Here is a 17,469-nt window from a genome sequence, read left to right as displayed (position 1 = left end):
CAGGTAACGCGATGGAAACCCAGGCAATGGTCATCAACTGCGTGGCGTACAAGGCCGGTAAACGGCTGACGGACGTGACGATTGAGGATATCAGTGAAGTGGTCAAGGAGCCGGACACCTTTATCTGGCTGGGCTTGTGGCAACCGGAAGACGCGTTCATGCGCAAGATCCAGGAGGAGTTCGGCCTGCACGATCTGGCGATCGAAGACGCCTTATGCGCCCATCAACGGCCGAAAATAGAGACCTACGGTGACTCGCTGTTCATCGTGGTGAAAACCGCGCAGTGGATGAAAGAAGAAGTCGAATACGGTGAGACCCACTTTTTCGTGGGTAAAAACTTCCTGATCAGCGTGCGCCACGGCGCTTCCTCCAGCTATGCCCCTATCCGCGCCAAGGCAGAGGAAAATCCCAAGCAGTTGTGCCATGGGCCTGGCTTTGCGCTGTATTCGGTATTGGATTTTATCGTCGACAACTATCGCCATATCGTCGGCAAGTTCGAAACGATGATCGAAGACATCGAGTCCAACATGTTCAGGTCGGAGTTTGACGAAACCGCCATCGAAAATGTCTACAGCCTGCGCCGCCACCTTCTCGGCCTACGGAATGCCGCCCTGCCGATGGATGAGATCTGCAACCAGCTGATCCATCTGCATGAAGATGTGATCCCCAAAGAGCTGCGGGCCTACGTTCGCGACGTGCAAGACCATACTCGGCAGGTCGCCAGCACGCTAGACGATATGCGCGAGATGCTGACCAACGCCATGCACGTCAATCTGGCCTTGGTGACCGTCAAGCAAAACGAAGTGGTTAAGCGATTGGCAGGCTGGGGGGCGATCCTGGCCATTCCAACGGTGATCTTCAGCCTGTACGGCATGAACTTTGCCGATATGCCCGAATTGAAGTTCCCCTGGGCTTACCACACCACGCTGGGCGTCACCGTCGCCGGTTGCTTCTTCCTGTACCAAAAACTCAAGCGTTCCGGCTGGTTATAGATCGCCATCAAAACGGCCTATACTGCTAGAGCCGAGACTACTGCTGGCTACGTTACGTAGGGCGCTGCATGCGCCCGTCTGGCTTTGTCAGCAATCTGGGCCGTTTTTGTTTACGCCGCCAACATATAACGGTGTAATTTCCCGTTGCCCAAGTGTAAAATCCGCCCGTTTCTATTTTGGATTGAGCTATGTCACAAACTATGACCCCAAAAGCCCCCCGTGTCGGCTTTGTCTCACTAGGTTGCCCGAAAAACCTGGTTGATTCTGAACGGATCCTGACTGAACTGCGTAACGAAGGTTACCAGGTAGTGCCCCGCTATGATGATGCTGAGCTGGTGATCGTGAACACCTGCGGCTTTATCGACAGCGCCGTTCAAGAGTCACTGGAAGCAATCGGTGAAGCCTTGAACGAGAATGGCAAGGTGATTGTGACCGGCTGCCTCGGTGCCAAGGAAAACCAAATCCGTGAGGTGCATCCGAAGGTCCTGGAAATTACCGGGCCGCACAGCTACGAACAGGTTTTGTCCCACGTTCACCAATATGTGCCGAAACCGGAGCATAACCCCTTTACCAGCCTGACCCCGGCGCAGGGCGTGAAGCTGACGCCAAAGCACTACGCCTACCTGAAGATTTCCGAAGGCTGTAACCATCGCTGCACCTTCTGCATCATCCCATCGATGCGTGGTGACTTGGACAGCCGCCCGATCGGCTCCGTGCTGGATGAAGCCAAACGCCTGGTGGAATCTGGGGTGAAAGAGCTGCTGGTGATCTCACAAGACACCTCGGCCTACGGCGTCGATGTCAAACACCGTACCGGTTTCTGGAACGGCCAGCCGGTAAAAACCAGCATGGTCAGCCTGTGTGAACAGCTTTCCAGCCTGGGTGCCTGGGTGCGTCTGCACTACGTTTACCCTTACCCGCACGTGGATGACGTGATCCCGCTGATGGCCGAAGGCAAGATCCTGCCTTATCTGGATATTCCACTGCAGCACGCCAGCCCGAAAATCCTCAAGCTGATGAAACGCCCAGGCGCGGTTGAGCGCACGCTGGAGCGCATCAAGCGCTGGCGCGAAATCTGCCCGGAGCTGACGCTGCGCTCCACCTTTATCGTTGGCTTCCCTGGGGAAACCGAAGAAGACTTCCAGATGCTGCTGGACTTCCTGACTGAAGCCAAGCTGGATCGCGTTGGCTGCTTTAAGTTCAGCCCAGTAGAAGGTGCTGCCGCTAATGAACTGGCCGACCCGGTGCCAGAAGAAGTGAAGGAAGAACGCTTCCATCGCTTTATGCAGCTGCAGCAGCAAATCTCCGCCCAACGCTTGCAAGACAAGATTGGTCGCGAAGTGCTGGTGCTCATCGACGAAGTGGATGAGGAAGGTGCCATTGGCCGCAGCATGGCGGACGCACCGGAAATCGACGGCGCGGTTTACCTCAACGGTGAAGCCAATGTCAAAGTCGGCGACATCGTCAAAGTGAAGATTGAGAACGCCGACGAGTACGATCTCTGGGGTTCCAAGGTCTGATTTCGACCACCGCGGAAAACCATAAAGGGGTTAGCAGTAATGCTAACCCCTTTATTTATTGGTGAACTACCAACTAGTTACTTTTCGTCCGGCAAAGCATAAGCAATGACATAGTCACCCCGCTCTGCGGCCTGACGAGCACCACCCGCGCTGATGATAATGTATTGCTTGCCGTTCTTCGGCGAGACAAAGGTCATTGGGCCGGACTGGCTGCCCACTGGCAGGCGCTCTTTCCAGATCTCTTTCCCAGTTGCCGTATCGAAGGCACGCAGGTAGAAATCCTGAGTACCAGCAAAGAACAGCAGACCGGATTGAGTAGACAGGCTAGCACCCAGCGTTGGCATGCCAACTTCCATCGGCATACGCATTTTGATGCCCAGCGGCCCCGTATCCTGCACCGTACCTACCGGAACCTGCCACACCAGCTTGCCTGACTTCAGGTCTACCGCTGACATGGTGCCAAACGGTGGCTTCTGGCATGGAATGCCCAGTGGGGAAAGGAAGCGTTCACGGATCGCACCGAACGGCGTACCGTCCATCGGAACCAGCCCCATTTCGATGCCGCTGGCACCAGTCGGCACCTGGCTGCGTGGCACCATCGAGTTGGCCAGCCCCAAACGCATATCGTTAACAAACATGATGGCATTGTTCGGATCCACCGAAACGCTACCCCAGTTCATCCCACCTAATGAGCCAGGATATTGTAGAGCACGGTCGATACCCGGCGGTGTATAGACGCCCTGGTGACGCATCCCTTTGAACTCGATACGGCACAGCAGTTGATCGAGCGGCGTTGCGCCCCACATGTCTGACTCGGTCAGCGTCTGGTTGCCAATATTCGGCATTCCCACCGAGAACGGCTGGGTTTTGGAGTAACGTTCGCCAGGCACATTGCCCTGCGGTACTTCACGCTCTTCCACTTTCGCCACCGGCTGACCGTTCTCACGGTTGAGCATAAAGATCATGCCCTGCTTACTGGTTTGCACCAGCACGGGTGTCGTACCACCCTTGCCATCTGGCAGATCGTACAGTAACGGTTGAGACGGCAGGTCAAAGTCCCACAGGTCATGGTGCGTGGTTTGGAAATGCCAACGCACTTTGCCGCTGGTGGCATCAACAGCCACGATGGAAGAGCTGTATTTATCATCCAGCGCGGTACGCTCGCCGCCGAAGAAATCAGGCGTGGCGTTACCGGTCGGCAGATAGATCAGATTCAGTTTGGCGTCGTAAGACATTGCGGACCATACGTTCGGCGTACCGCGCGTATAGGTTTCACCCGCTGGTGGCAGCTTGGTAATGGCCGGATTACCCGGATCCCACGCCCAGGCAAGTTCACCAGTATGCACATCATAAGCACGCACCACACCAGGAGGTTCGCCGGTAGAGAAGTTGTCCGCCACGCGGCCACCCACCACCACCAGGTTACCCGCCACCAATGGTGTTGAGGTTTGCTGGTAATAACCCGGTTTAACTTCGCCCATGCCCGCTTTCAGATCGACGGTGCCGTTATCACCAAAGTCGGCGCAAGGTTTGCCGGTCTCGGCATCAATGGCAATCAAACGCGCATCGATGGTTGGCAGGAACAGACGGCGTTCGCACATGGCTGGTGCCGTAGCGTTAGCGGCAACCACTGGCGATGAGGCAGGCTGAGCCGCATTGTCGTAATAACCCAGGCCACGGCAGCGCTGCCAGTTAGGTGCTGAGGCTTTAGGATCGAAGGACCACAGCTGTTTGCCAGTATCGGCCTCCAAAGACAGCACTTTGCCGTAGGCGGTACAGACATACAGGGTATTACCGATCTGCAGCGGAGTATTCTGGTCTTCAGCGCCGGAACCGTTGCTTTGTGGAATATCGCCGGTATGGGCAATCCACGCCACCTTCAGCTTGCTGACGTTAGACTTGTTGATCTGATCCAGCGCGGCAAAACGGTCACCGTGGGTGGTATTCCCCCAATGTTCCCAGTTTTTCTGCTCACTACCGGCAGCCACCGGTTTAACCGGAATATCTTCCTTGGCCGCCACCAGTGGCGTAGGCACAAAGGTGTAACCAAATCCGGCCACCAGCGCAACCGCCAGCAACCCAGCCAAAGAATAGCTGACGAAGCCGCGAACCGGATGACCGGCACGTTTCTTCAACCATGGATAGGCCAACGCGGCCAGCAAGGCCAGCACGCCGAACATAAACAAGCGTGAGAACAACGGCCAGAAATCCAGGCCAACATCCCACAACGCCCAAATCAGGGTGAACACAAAGGCCAGCGCATACACCCATATGCCCGCAGGTTTGAGCTTGATCACCAGTACCGCAGCGATCAGCATCACCACGCCCATCAGCCCAAAATAGAGGCTCCCTCCCAATGAAGCCAGGTAAACGCCGCCGATTGCCAGCGCGAGGCCGATAACGCCCATCAGCCCCCCCAGCAGCCACATCAAGTAATTCCCTATACTTCGTTTATTGCCTGTCTTTGCCATATTCACTTTCTCCCACCGCTAGCAACACGCAAATTTTGGCGCACTCACTGGTGTCATAAATAACCATCCCAAGATAACAACTCAACGGGGGTTAGGTTCCCCGCTGTACTACTGCTTACTACTCAAATGAATAAGCAACACTCATGCCCCCACCCCAGTTTCTGCCTGGAGCGGGTTCGAAATAGCGGCCATTGCCTTCGTTGACAATCACCGAGCCGACGTACTGGCGATCAAACAGATTGTCCACCCGGCCAAAAACGGTAAATTGCCAGTTCCCTACCGGGTAGCGATATCCGGTATTCAGCGCCGCCACGGTGTAGGACGGTGCCTGCTGTGAATTCTGATCGTTGGTCTGGATATCGCTCATGTAGCGCACTTCAGCACCGGCGAACCAACCTTGCGGCGGCGACCAGGCCAGCGAGGCGTACCCCATATTGCGGGCAATCCCCGGCAGGCGGTTGCCCTTCGGCACCTGCTTTGCGGCAGAACAGATGTTGTCACCGCAGACATCATCGCGGTAAGTGGCATCCAGCAGCGTCCAAGCCATTTGCAGACGCCAGTCATAGCTGAACTGTTGATCCAGCGCTAACTCCAGCCCACGTCGACGGGTTTGCCCCGCATTCTTGTAGCTGGTGCGCCCGTTGCTGCTCTCATCAACGACAATTTCGTTTTTGGTATCGGTTTGGAACAACGCCGCGCTGAACAGGCCGTTGCCGATACGGGTCTTGCTTCCCAGCTCAACGGTATCGCTGGTAGCAGGTTTTAGACCGAGATTGAGCCCCGCCACGCCACCTGGGCGATAAGAGAGTTCATTGATGGTTGGGGTTTCAAAACCACGCCCGGCGGAAGCATACACATTCCAGCCCTTGGACAACGCATAGTTGAGCGAGCCTACTGGCAGCCACTGGTGATAGCGGGCATCGCCACTGTCGTCACCATTACTGCCGGTAATATAGCGATCGTTGGAGTCGAAATTGACGGTGCTGAAGCGCACTCCGGCATCCAGCGTCAAACGGGAAGTCAGGTTCCAGGAAGTTTGCAGATAGGGATCCACATTCCACATCAGGTTGCGTTCATCCCGCCGTAGATTACCCTTGGTCCCTAATTCGTTAACGCCGTTGACTACCGTGAAATTCTCATAGCCTTTGCGCTGCTCGGTCATGGTTTCGTAGTCGAGCCCGCCCGTCACGCTGAAGGGCAACGTGGCGATTTCACCGCGATGAGTCCAGCGAGTATCGATGCCCTGGTAATGACGCGCCAGAGAGATCACTCCGCCGGGATGTTGTTCACTACGCTGCTGTACGGCTACAGGAATTGACTGATACTGCGTGGTTTCCCGCTCACCGGCGTAAGTCATGATGCTCAGATCGTCATTGGCGCTCATCTGGCGTTCATAGCGCAACCCGGCCTGGGTCTGCGAAATGGTTTTACGCGTGTTGTATTGATCGGCTCTTGGTGCCTGGCGCGGATTGTCGTGCCATTCGGCTTCGGTTAAACCACCGGGATCGTCGGCATTAATATCCACCGAGTTAAACAACAGCGTCAGCGTGCTGACATCATCAATGCGCACACCCAAACGCGCATTACCCAGGTTCTTGCGTGCCCCACTGTGGTCACGGAACCCTTCAGTGGTAAAACGGGTCGCGGAGACGGCGTAGTTCACGTCACCGGCATGAAAGCCATCGCCAGTTGCGCCGCTGGCTTTCATGCCGTAGCGCCAGGTGCCGTCACTACCGCTATACATGCCCGCTTCAATCTTGTCCGGCTGTTGGCCGGTTTCGGTCTCTACGTTGATGACGCCGCCGGAAGCGTTGCCATACAGAGCGGAAAACGGCCCGCGCAGAACCTCAATCTTGTTCACTGAATTAAGATCGATATTCGACGTTTGCCCTTGGCCATCCGGCATGGTGGCAGGAATACCATCCACATAAATACGTACACCGCGTACGCCGTACATTGAGCGCGAGCCAAACCCACGGATTGACAGTTGCAAATCTTGTGCATAATTCTGGCGATTTTGAATTTGCAGCCCCGGCACGCTGCCCAGCCCTTCGGAGAGATTAATCTGCGGCCTGGCCTGACGAAGTTCATCGCCATTAAGCACGCTAACCGCTGCCGGAGTACTCAATTCTGAAAGACCGCTGCGCTTGGCCGTGACCACCAGGGAAGATGGGTCCACTGCCCGATCGCTGGCCTGTACGTTTACCGCCATACACAGAGCGCAAGGTAACAGCGCAGAAATGGCGATAGGTGAGATCGCTGTATTTTTTTTATTAATAAAATTCATGTAAAAACTGCCATTAGACGCTTGAGAGGATAGGTACCTTTTAGAAAAAACCGAGCATATGTTAATACTTATCGCAACAGTTTGAAAATAGCGGAGAGAAACTCAAACTTACGTTAACTCGAATTTTACACAAATGATAAATATAGATGATGTATCTCAGAAGGGGGAATAGGAAGGATTTCGATTATTACTTTCAATATCAATGCGTAAAATTAATTTCCTTATAATTTAGTCGAGTTTAATAATCAAACTGACAGATTAAAAATAAGCAAAGTTATTTTAGGGGGATACTGTCCCGCAAGCTGCGGGACAGTTTGATTGGGTTAACTGATCGGCATGCGATTCGGGTCTGGGTATTGATATTCAAACCCCAGCTCATTACAGATACGGCTGCCGTCCACCAGCCGCCCTTCTTGTTCATCTTCTTGCGCAAACTGCGGAGGTTGCAGATGCAATTGCTCGGCTAACGCCGGGTAGAAATCACGTTTGAGCGGATGGCCTGGCGCACAAAGATTATAGGTGTGCCCGCCCTTCGGCAGCTTCAGCAGCAGTTGAATGGCCGCAATCACGTCATCCTGATGCACCAGATTGACTCCGTGCGAACCGCCCTTGACGTCAACCTTACCCGCCAGGAAACGCCCTGGATGCCGATCCCCACCCACCAGCCCTGCCAGGCGCAAAACGTCCACCGACGTGTTGGGTAATTGATGCAGCCAAAGCTCCAACTCTTCCAGCACTCGGCCAGCCGACGTCACCGGCTTGAGCGGCGAATCTTCCCGAACGGTGCCGGTGGTTTCACCGTAAACCGACGTGGAGCTGGTAAAGATAATATGCGGCACACCAAACGCTATCGCGCTGTCTACCAGCATACGTACGGCATCAAAGTAGCTTGCGCTCCCTTCGACGGTACGGCTGGCTGGCAGAGTGATCACCAACGCATCCGTGTACAACAGCTGTTCCAGATCGTGAGCTTCGCAAATCAGCTCCGGCGTCAGTTCCAGGCGATAACATTCGATACCGCTCATCCGCGCGGCTTCTACCCCATCCGGCGTAGTTTTACTGCCAACCACTTCATACCCGTGGCCCATTAACGATAAAGCCAGCGGCATCCCTAACCAACCCAGACCCACAATGGCGACTTTTTTCATCAGTATGCCCCTAAAAATCGACTAACAAGCCCAACTTCACCGTTGCAGAGGACCACTGGCCACACCGCAGGCGACAGTCGGATACTCCCCTAGGCTACGCCACCGCGCTGGTGGTTACAATCGGTTAACCTTAAGGTTGAGTAAAGCTGCGTGCGGCTAATAACTCAGTCGCTTTCAATAAATTAAATTCATAACCACAAAAAAGGGTTGCATGTTATACAACGGATAGTTTAGCTTAATTAGCACCTCAGCACTGGCTGACCCAATTTTAAAGAGAAATGACATGACTCGCGTTCAGTTCAACCACCATCATCACCATCATCCTGACTAGTCTTTCAGGCGATGTGTGCTGGAAGACGATTCTCGAATCTTCCAGTGGCGCGTAGAACGAACTAAACGCAAGAAAGAGCCCTCGGAAGATATCTTCCGAGGGTTTTTTTTTGGCTCCGGACAGACAGAAAATATAAATTTAATAACAAATTCATAAAATTACAGATTAAACAGAGGTTACCATGTTGGACAAAACACGTTTACGTATCGCCATGCAGAAATCAGGCCGCCTGAGCGAAGAGTCTCAGGAATTGCTGGCCCGCTGCGGCATCAAGATCAACCTGCAGCAACAACGCCTGATTGCCTTCGCCGAGAATATGCCGATCGATATCCTGCGCGTACGTGATGACGATATCCCAGGCCTGGTGATGGATGGCGTGGTGGATCTGGGCATCATCGGTGAGAACGTGCTGGAAGAGGAACTGCTCAACCGCCGTGCTCAGGGCGAAGATCCTCGCTACTTCACGCTGCGCCGCCTGGACTTTGGGGGTTGCCGCCTGTCGCTGGCTACCTCGCTGGATAGCGAATACTCCGGCCCGCAAAGCCTGCAAGACTCCCGCATTGCTACCTCTTACCCACACCTGCTCAAGCAATACCTCGATAAACAAGGCGTTCGTTTTAAATCCTGCCTGCTGAACGGCTCGGTGGAAGTGGCTCCGCGCGCAGGCTTGGCAGACGCGATCTGTGACCTGGTGTCTACCGGCGCCACCCTGGAAGCCAACGGCCTGCGTGAAGTGGAAGTGATTTACCGCTCGAAAGCCTGCCTGATCCAGCGTGACGGTGAAATGCCGGAAGCCAAACAACAGCTGATCGACCGCCTGATGACCCGCATCCAAGGCGTGATCCAGGCGCGCGAATCCAAATACATCATGCTGCACGCGCCAAGCGAACGCCTGGATGAAATCGTCGCGTTGCTGCCGGGTGCCGAGCGCCCTACCATTCTGCCGCTGGCAGGCTCTCAGAACCGCGTAGCGATGCACATGGTCAGCAGTGAGACCCTGTTCTGGGAAACCATGGAAAAACTCAAAGCCCTGGGTGCCAGCTCCATTCTGGTGCTGCCAATTGAGAAGATGATGGAGTAACGTCATGCCAAACTTCAATACCGTCGTCAATTGGGGCAACTGCAGCGCGGAACAGCGCGCGGATTTGCTGATGCGCCCGGCCATTTCGGCTTCGGACAGCATCACCCGCACGGTGCGCGAGATCCTCGATAACGTGAAAGCCAATGGGGACAGCGCGCTACGTGAGTACAGCGCCAAGTTTGATAAAACCGAAGTCGCGGCATTGCGCGTAACGGCAGAGCAGATTGATCAGGCCTGCGCCCGCCTGGGTGACGAGATCAAACAGGCGATGGCCGTAGCCGTCGCCAACGTGGAAACCTTCCACAATGCACAACAACTGCCAGCGGTAGACGTAGAAACCCTGCCCGGCGTGCGTTGCCAGCAGGTGACCCGCCCAATCGATTCGGTGGGTCTGTATATTCCTGGTGGCTCAGCACCGCTGTTCTCCACGGTATTGATGTTGGCGACCCCGGCACGCATTGCCGGTTGCCGCCGCGTGGTGCTGTGTTCACCACCGCCGATCGCCGATGAGATCCTGTATGCCGCCAAACTCTGTGGCGTGCAGGAAGTGTTCCAGGTTGGTGGCGCGCAGGCGATTGCGGCCATGGCGTTTGGCACGGATTCGGTGCCACGGGTAGCGAAAATCTTCGGGCCGGGTAACGCCTTCGTGACCGAAGCCAAACGTCAGATCAGCCAACGGTTGGACGGTGCGGCCATCGATATGCCTGCTGGCCCTTCCGAGGTGCTGGTGATCGCAGACAGCGGCGCGACCCCGGCGTTTGTCGCTTCCGATTTACTGTCTCAGGCCGAGCATGGCCCGGATTCGCAGGTCATTCTGTTAACCCCAGACGCCGCGATGGCCGAAGCGGTCGCCGTTGCGGTTGAGCAACAGCTGGCACAACTGCCACGGGCAGAAACCGCTCGCCAGGCTCTGGCCAGCAGCCGCCTGATTGTGGCGAAGGATTTGGCCGAGTGTGTCGCCATCAGCAACCAGTACGGCCCTGAGCACCTGATTATTCAGACCCGCAGCGCACGCGATCTGGTAGACAGCATCACCAGCGCCGGTTCGGTGTTCCTCGGTGACTGGTCGCCGGAGTCCGCCGGGGATTATGCCTCCGGTACCAACCACGTGCTGCCAACCTATGGCTATACCGCTACCTGCTCTAGCCTGGGACTGGCGGATTTCCAAAAGCGCATGACGGTACAGGAACTGACGCCACAAGGCTTTATGACCCTGGCCCCGACCATTGAAATCCTGGCAGCCGCCGAACAGTTGGTCGCCCACAAAAACGCCGTGACCCTACGCGTCGCCGCACTGAAGGAGCAAGCATGAGCATCGAAGAATTAGCACGCAAAAACGTGCGCGAGCTGACCCCGTATCAGTCGGCCCGCCGCCTTGGTGGCAAGGGTGACGTCTGGCTGAATGCCAACGAATACCCGGTTGCGCCAGAGTTCCAACTGACCGCCCAGACCTTCAACCGTTACCCAGAATGCCAACCCGCGCTGGTGATTGAGCGTTACGCCGCCTACGCCGGGGTGAATAAAGAACAGGTATTGGTCAGCCGTGGCGCAGATGAAGGTATCGAACTGCTGATCCGTGCCTTTTGCGAGCCAGGTAAAGACGCCATCCTGTTTTGCCCACCGACTTACGGCATGTACGCCGTCAGCGCCGAGACGTTTGGCGTAGAGCGCCGCACGGTCGCCGCCAAAGAAGACTGGCAGCTTGATCTGCCTGCCATTGCCGCCAGCCTGGATAACGTCAAGCTGATCTACGCCTGCAGCCCGAATAACCCGACCGGCAACCTGCTCGATCCGAACGATCTGCGTAACCTGCTGGAACTGGCCAAAGGCAAAGCTATCGTCGCCATCGATGAAGCTTATATCGAGTTCTGCCCGCAGGCCTCGGTTGCTAGCTGGCTGAGCGATTACCCGCACCTGGTAGTATTACGCACGCTGTCCAAAGCCTTCGCCCTGGCTGGCCTGCGCTGTGGCTTTACCCTAGCCAATGAGGACGTGATCGCCCTGCTGCTGAAAGTGATTGCCCCGTATCCGCTCTCAACCCCGGTGGCCGATATCGCCGCCCAGGCGCTGAGCACCGAGGGGATCCGCGTTATGCGCCAGCGCGTCACCGAGATTGCCGCCAACCGCAGCTGGCTACAGCAGGCGTTACAAGACTGCGCCTGTGTAGAACAAGTCTTCACCAGTGACAGCAATTACCTGCTGGTTCGCTTTACCGCCTCAAGTCATGTCTTTAAAACCTTATGGGATCAGGGCATTATCTTGCGAGACCAAAATAAACAGCCTGGCCTGTCCGGTTGCCTGCGTATCACCATCGGCACCCGTAACGAATGCCAGCGCGTCGTTGACGCACTCAATACTCTGCCCGGCGCATAGGAGCCAACGTGAGCCAAAAATATCTCTTTATTGACCGTGACGGCACGCTGATTGCTGAACCCCCGGAAGATTTCCAGGTTGACCGCTTGGATAAACTGGCGCTGGAGCCGGAAGTGATCCCTGCCCTGCTGGCCTTGCAGCAAGCCGGTTTCACCCTGGTGATGATCACCAATCAGGACGGCCTCGGCACCGCCAGCTTCCCGCAGGAAACCTTCGATCCACCGCACAACCTGATGATGCAGATCCTCAGCTCACAGGGCGTCAAATTCGACGATATCCTGATCTGCCCGCACAAGCCGGAAGACCATTGCGAATGTCGTAAACCGAAGGTCGCCATGGTCAAAGGCTATCTGGAGCCGGGCGTGATCGACGTGGCCAACAGCTATGTGATTGGCGATCGTCAAACCGATATCCAACTGGCGGCCAATATGGGTATTCAAGGGTTGCTGTATCAGCGCCAGGCGCTGGGCTGGCAAGCCATCACCCAACAGCTGACCAAACGCGATCGCTATGCGCACGTTAACCGCGTGACCAAAGAAACGCAGATTGACGTTAAGGTCTGGCTGGATCGCGAAGGCGGCAGCAAGATCAAAACCGGCGTCGGCTTCTTCGACCACATGCTGGATCAGATTGCCACCCACGGCGGCTTCCGGATGGATATTCAGGTGAACGGCGATCTGTACATCGACGATCACCACACGGTAGAAGACACCGGATTGGCACTGGGCGAAGCTCTGAGTAAAGCCCTGGGCGACAAACGCGGCATCGCGCGTTTCGGCTTCGTGTTGCCGATGGATGAATGCCTGGCCCGTTGCGCACTGGATATCTCCGGCCGCCCGCACCTGGAATATAAAGCCGAGTTCAACTACCAACGCGTAGGCGATCTCAGCACCGAGATGATCGAGCACTTCTTCCGCTCGCTGTCTTACACCATGGGCTGCACCCTGCACCTGCGCACCAAAGGCAAAAACGACCATCACCGCGTCGAAAGCCTGTTCAAGGTGTTTGGCCGCACGCTGCGCCAGGCGATCCGCGTTGAGGGCAATACGCTGCCTAGCTCGAAAGGAGTGCTGTGATGAACGTGGTGATCCTGGACACCGGCTGCGCCAACCTCGCCTCGGTCAACTATGCGGTGCAACGCCTGGGCTATCAGCCACAGGTGAGCCGCGATCCGGAGATCGTGCTGCGCGCCGACAAACTGTTCCTGCCTGGTGTGGGTACTGCACAGGCGGCGATGGACCAGTTGAAACAGCGCGACCTGATCGATCTGATCAAAGCCTGTACCCAGCCGGTGCTGGGGATCTGCCTGGGCATGCAGTTGCTGGCAGCCAGCAGTGAAGAAAATGGGGGTATCAAAACGCTAGGGATTATCGATACTCCGGTAACACAGATGACCGATTTTGGCCTGCCTTTGCCCCATATGGGCTGGAATCAGGTTACGGCGCAGGCCGGCGATCATCTGTTCCGCGGCATCGAGGATGGTGCTTACTTTTACTTCGTTCACAGTTATGCGATGCCGATATGCTCAAGCACCATCGCTCAGGCGAACTACGGCGAGCCCTTCACCGCCGCCGTACAAAAAGACAACTTCTTTGGCGTGCAGTTTCATCCAGAGCGATCTGGCAACGCCGGTGCGCAACTGTTGAAGAACTTTCTGGAGATGTAGGCAGCATGATTATTCCCGCTTTGGATTTGATCGACGGTAACGTAGTGCGCCTGCATCAGGGCGATTACGGCCAACAGCGCGACTACGGCAACGATCCGCTGCTGCGTCTGCAAGACTATCAGCAGCAAGGGGCGCAAGTTTTACACCTGGTTGATTTGACCGGGGCCAAAGACCCGGCGGCTCGCCAGATCCCGCTGTTGCGTAAACTGCTGGCCGGGGTAAGCGTGCCAGTACAGGTTGGCGGCGGTATTCGTAACGAACAAGACGTTGCCGCGCTGCTGGAAGCCGGAGCCACGCGCGTGGTCATCGGCTCCACCGCAGTCAAGCAGCCAGAGTTGGTACAGGGCTGGTTTGAACGCTACGGTGCCGATGCCATGGTGCTGGCGCTGGACGTACGCATCGACGCCGCAGGCCGTAAGAACGTGGCTATCAGCGGCTGGCAGGAAGACTCGGAGGCCACGCTGGAACAGGTGGTTGAGCAATATCTGCCGTTTGGCCTGAAGCACGTGCTGTGCACCGATATCTCACGCGACGGTACGCTGAAAGGGTCTAACGTGGGGCTGTATCAGGAAGTGTGCCAACGTTATCCGCAGATCGCCTTCCAGGCTTCTGGCGGCATCGGCAACCTGGACGATATCGCCCAGCTGCGTGGCAGCGGTGTGGAAGGGGTGATCGTCGGGCGCGCCCTGTTGGATGGTAAATTCAGCGTTGAGGAGGCTATCGCATGCTGGCAAAACGGATAATCCCTTGTCTGGACGTCAAGGACGGGCAAGTGGTCAAGGGCGTACAGTTCCGTAACCACGAAATCATTGGCGACATCGTGCCGCTGGCCCAGCGCTACGCGCAGGAAGGCGCCGACGAACTGGTCTTTTACGATATCACCGCCTCCAGCGATGGCCGCGTGGTAGACAAAAGCTGGGTATCACGGGTTGCGGAAGTGATCGATATCCCGTTCTGCGTGGCCGGGGGCATCAAGAGTGCCGAAGACGCCAGCCAGATCCTCTCCTTTGGGGCGGACAAGATCTCCATCAACTCCCCTGCACTAGCCGACCCAACGCTGATCAGCCGCCTGGCAGATCGCTTTGGCGTACAGTGCATCGTGGTCGGGATCGACACCTGGTATGAAGCCGCAACCGGCAAATACCACGTCAACCAATATACCGGGGATGAAAGCCGCACCCGAGTCACCGAGTGGCAAACCCTCGATTGGGTGCAGGAAGTGCAAAAGCGTGGCGCTGGGGAGATTGTGCTCAACATGATGAACCAGGACGGCGTACGCAACGGTTACGATCTGGAACAGCTGAAGCGGGTACGTGAGGTGTGCAAGGTGCCGCTGATCGCCTCCGGCGGTGCCGGTACCATGGAACACTTCCTGGAAGCCTTCCGCGATGCCGACGTTGACGGCGCGCTGGCAGCTTCGGTATTCCATAAGCAAATCATCAATATCGGCGAACTGAAACGGTTCCTGGCAGAGAAAGGCGTGGAGATACGCGTGTGTTAACAGAACAACAGAAAGCTAAGCTGGATTGGGTAAAAACCGACAACCTGATGCCGGCAATCGTACAACATGCCGTTTCCGGCGAAGTATTAATGCTGGGCTATATGGATCAGGCAGCTCTGGACGTGACCGAGCAAACCGGCAAGGTGACGTTCTTCTCGCGCACCAAACAGCGCCTATGGACCAAAGGCGAAAGCTCAGGCAACTTCCTTAATGTGGTCAGCATTACGCCAGACTGCGATAACGATACCCTGCTGATCCTGGCCAACCCAATCGGCCCAACCTGCCATTTGGGCAACGACAGTTGCTTCCATCCGGCAAGCAGCGACTGGAGCTTCCTGTACCAGCTTGAGCAATTGCTAGCTTCGCGTAAAACCGCTAGCCCGGATAGCTCGTACACTGCCAAGCTGTATGCCAGCGGCACCAAGCGTATTGCACAGAAGGTGGGTGAGGAAGGCGTAGAAACCGCCCTGGCCGCCACGGTGAACGACCGCGAAGAGCTGACCAACGAAGCTTCCGACCTGATTTACCACCTGCTGGTGCTGTTGCAGGATCAGGAGCTGGATTTGAGTAAGGTGATTGGCCGCCTGCGCGAGCGGCACGAAAAGAAATAATCCTGTTTTACAGGTAATAAAAAAGCCGCCGGGCGTTAACCTCGGCGGCTTTTTTTATCGTTCAACGTGCGGGGTTATTCCATCCATTCGGTATGGAACACGCCTTCTTTGTCGGTACGCTTATAAGTGTGAGCACCGAAGTAGTCACGCTGCGCCTGGATCAGGTTGGCAGGCAGCACCGCAGAGCGGTAGCTGTCGTAGTACGCGATCGCCGCAGAGAAGGTTGGCGTTGGGATGCCGTTTTGCACCGCATAGGAAACCACGTCACGCAGCGCTTGCTGGTACTCATCGGCGATTTGCTTGAAGTAAGGTGCCAGCAGCAGGTTGGCGATGTCGGCATTCTCAGCGTAGGCATCGGTGATCTTCTGCAGGAACTGAGCGCGGATGATGCAACCGGCACGGAAGATCTTGGCAATTTCGCCGTAGTTCAGATCCCAGTTGTTTTCCTTGGAGGCCGCTTTCAACTGAGAGAAGCCCTGCGCATAGGAAACGATTTTACCCAGGTACAGAGCGCGACGAACTTTCTCGACAAACTCGGCTTTCTCGCCGCTGAAGGCTGCAACTTTCGGGCCGGTCAGGACTTTAGAAGCCGCTACGCGCTGGTCTTTCAGAGAAGACAGGTAACGCGCGAACACCGACTCGGTGATCAATGACAGTGGCTCGCCCAGATCCAGAGAACTCTGGCTGGTCCATTTGCCGGTGCCTTTGTTAGCCGCTTCATCCAGGATCACATCAACCAGGTATTTACCCTCTTCGTCTTTCTTGGTGAAGATGTCTTTGGTGATGTCGATCAGGTAGCTATTCAGCTCGCCCTTGTTCCACTCGGCGAAGGTGTCAGCCAACTGCTCGTTGTTCAGATTCAGCGCCTGCTTCAGCAAGGAGTAGGCTTCTGCGATCAGCTGCATGTCGCCATATTCGATACCGTTGTGCACCATCTTCACGTAGTGGCCAGCACCGTCGGCACCGATATAGGCCACGCATGGCTCACCTTCGGCCACTGCGGCGATTTTCTTCAGGATTGGTGCCACCAGCTCGTAAGCTTCTTTCTGGCCACCAGGCATGATTGAAGGCCCTTTCAGCGCCCCTTCTTCGCCACCGGAAACGCCGGTGCCAATAAAGTTGAAGCCCTGAGCAGACAGCTCGCGGTTACGACGGATAGTGTCCTGATAGTAAGTGTTACCACCGTCGATCAGGATATCGCCTTTATCCAGGTGCGGAGTCAGCGAGGCAATGGTCTTGTCCGTAGCTTCGCCCGCTTTTACCATCAGCAAAATGCGGCGCGGTGTTTCCAGCGATGCAACAAACTCTTCGACGGTGTAGTGCGGCACCAGGTTTTTGCCCGGGTTCTCTGCGATAACTTCGTCAGTCTTGTCGCCTGAACGGTTAAAGATAGAAACGGTATAGCCACGGCTTTCGATGTTCAAAGCCAGATTGCGGCCCATCACCGCCATGCCGACAACGCCGATTTGCTGTTTGGACATTAGGAAC

At 56.0% G+C, this 17,469-nt stretch carries 15 protein-coding genes and 1 other annotated feature; of the genes, 11 read left to right on the top strand and 4 right to left on the bottom strand.

Annotated features, from left to right (window positions below; genetic code table 11):
- The first annotated feature begins 11 nt into the window (after positions 1-11).
- Both AC6HVW_RS09120 and rimO read left to right on the top strand, forming a co-directional pair.
- Positions 12-992 (top strand): magnesium and cobalt transport protein CorA, encoded by a 981-nt coding sequence (locus AC6HVW_RS09120; RefSeq protein ID WP_021179961.1) that lies wholly within the window; start codon positions 12-14, stop codon positions 990-992.
- Between the two features lie 188 nt (positions 993-1,180).
- The gene (rimO, locus tag AC6HVW_RS09115; protein ID WP_024486320.1) at positions 1,181-2,512 is read left to right on the top strand and encodes a 30S ribosomal protein S12 methylthiotransferase RimO; all 1,332 of its coding nucleotides are present in this window, start codon (positions 1,181-1,183) and stop codon (positions 2,510-2,512) included.
- Positions 2,513-2,589: 77 nt separating this feature from the next.
- Here the strand turns inward: rimO and AC6HVW_RS09110 are convergent, their stop codons facing one another.
- From AC6HVW_RS09110 to AC6HVW_RS09100, 3 genes are all read right to left on the bottom strand, one after another.
- Positions 2,590-4,983, bottom strand: a complete 2,394-nt coding sequence (locus tag AC6HVW_RS09110) for a glucose/quinate/shikimate family membrane-bound PQQ-dependent dehydrogenase (protein ID WP_071680791.1) — start codon at positions 4,981-4,983, stop codon at positions 2,590-2,592.
- A gap of 118 nt (positions 4,984-5,101) precedes the next feature.
- The gene (pqqU, locus tag AC6HVW_RS09105) at positions 5,102-7,195 is read right to left on the bottom strand and encodes a TonB-dependent receptor PqqU (protein ID WP_261397434.1); all 2,094 of its coding nucleotides are present in this window, start codon (positions 7,193-7,195) and stop codon (positions 5,102-5,104) included.
- 398 nt (positions 7,196-7,593) lie between these two features.
- Complete coding sequence (locus AC6HVW_RS09100; RefSeq protein ID WP_071680793.1) at positions 7,594-8,418, bottom strand: SDR family oxidoreductase; 825 nt, start codon at positions 8,416-8,418, stop codon at positions 7,594-7,596.
- Positions 8,419-8,701: 283 nt separating this feature from the next.
- Here AC6HVW_RS09100 and hisL point away from each other — a divergent pair, with 283 nt between their 5' ends.
- From hisL to hisIE, 9 genes are all read left to right on the top strand, one after another.
- A complete protein-coding gene (gene hisL, locus AC6HVW_RS09095; protein ID WP_100396937.1) occupies positions 8,702-8,749 on the top strand; it encodes a his operon leader peptide in 48 nt (15 codons plus the stop codon).
- Positions 8,725-8,860, top strand: a sequence feature (His leader region). Its footprint overlaps the gene before it by 25 nt.
- A gap of 70 nt (positions 8,861-8,930) precedes the next feature.
- Positions 8,931-9,830, top strand: a complete 900-nt coding sequence (gene hisG, locus AC6HVW_RS09090; protein WP_021179966.1) for an ATP phosphoribosyltransferase — start codon at positions 8,931-8,933, stop codon at positions 9,828-9,830.
- 4 nt (positions 9,831-9,834) lie between these two features.
- On the top strand, positions 9,835-11,142 hold the full coding sequence (gene hisD, locus AC6HVW_RS09085; protein ID WP_071680794.1) for a histidinol dehydrogenase: 1,308 nt from the start codon (positions 9,835-9,837) through the stop codon (positions 11,140-11,142).
- Complete coding sequence (hisC, locus tag AC6HVW_RS09080) at positions 11,139-12,203, top strand: histidinol-phosphate transaminase (protein WP_059200342.1); 1,065 nt, start codon at positions 11,139-11,141, stop codon at positions 12,201-12,203. Before hisD ends, hisC begins: the two co-directional genes overlap by 4 nt.
- 8 nt (positions 12,204-12,211) lie before the next feature.
- The gene (gene hisB, locus AC6HVW_RS09075) at positions 12,212-13,279 is read left to right on the top strand and encodes a bifunctional histidinol-phosphatase/imidazoleglycerol-phosphate dehydratase HisB (protein ID WP_021179969.1); all 1,068 of its coding nucleotides are present in this window, start codon (positions 12,212-12,214) and stop codon (positions 13,277-13,279) included.
- Complete coding sequence (gene hisH / locus AC6HVW_RS09070) at positions 13,279-13,869, top strand: imidazole glycerol phosphate synthase subunit HisH (protein ID WP_071680795.1); 591 nt, start codon at positions 13,279-13,281, stop codon at positions 13,867-13,869. Before hisB ends, hisH begins: the two co-directional genes overlap by 1 nt.
- 5 nt (positions 13,870-13,874) lie before the next feature.
- Positions 13,875-14,612 (top strand): 1-(5-phosphoribosyl)-5-[(5-phosphoribosylamino)methylideneamino]imidazole-4-carboxamide isomerase, encoded by a 738-nt coding sequence (gene hisA / locus AC6HVW_RS09065; RefSeq protein WP_059200341.1) that lies wholly within the window; start codon positions 13,875-13,877, stop codon positions 14,610-14,612.
- Positions 14,594-15,370, top strand: coding sequence for an imidazole glycerol phosphate synthase subunit HisF (gene hisF, locus AC6HVW_RS09060; RefSeq protein ID WP_021179972.1), 777 nt, complete (start codon positions 14,594-14,596; stop codon positions 15,368-15,370). The genes hisA and hisF overlap by 19 nt, the downstream gene beginning before the upstream one ends.
- Positions 15,364-15,981: a bifunctional phosphoribosyl-AMP cyclohydrolase/phosphoribosyl-ATP diphosphatase HisIE gene (gene hisIE / locus AC6HVW_RS09055; RefSeq protein WP_071680796.1), complete on the top strand. Its 618-nt coding sequence runs from the start codon at positions 15,364-15,366 to the stop codon at positions 15,979-15,981. The genes hisF and hisIE overlap by 7 nt, the downstream gene beginning before the upstream one ends.
- 74 nt (positions 15,982-16,055) lie before the next feature.
- On the opposite strand, the gene gnd is transcribed toward hisIE, so the two are convergent.
- The gene (gene gnd / locus AC6HVW_RS09050; protein WP_021805011.1) at positions 16,056-17,462 is read right to left on the bottom strand and encodes an NADP-dependent phosphogluconate dehydrogenase; all 1,407 of its coding nucleotides are present in this window, start codon (positions 17,460-17,462) and stop codon (positions 16,056-16,058) included.
- Positions 17,463-17,469: the final 7 nt, after the last annotated feature.

It is taken from the genome of Serratia sp. NCCP-200 (genome assembly GCF_059697885.1).
The sequence above is the reverse complement of the archived record's forward strand: the minus strand, read 5'-3'. Positions and strand labels throughout refer to the sequence as shown.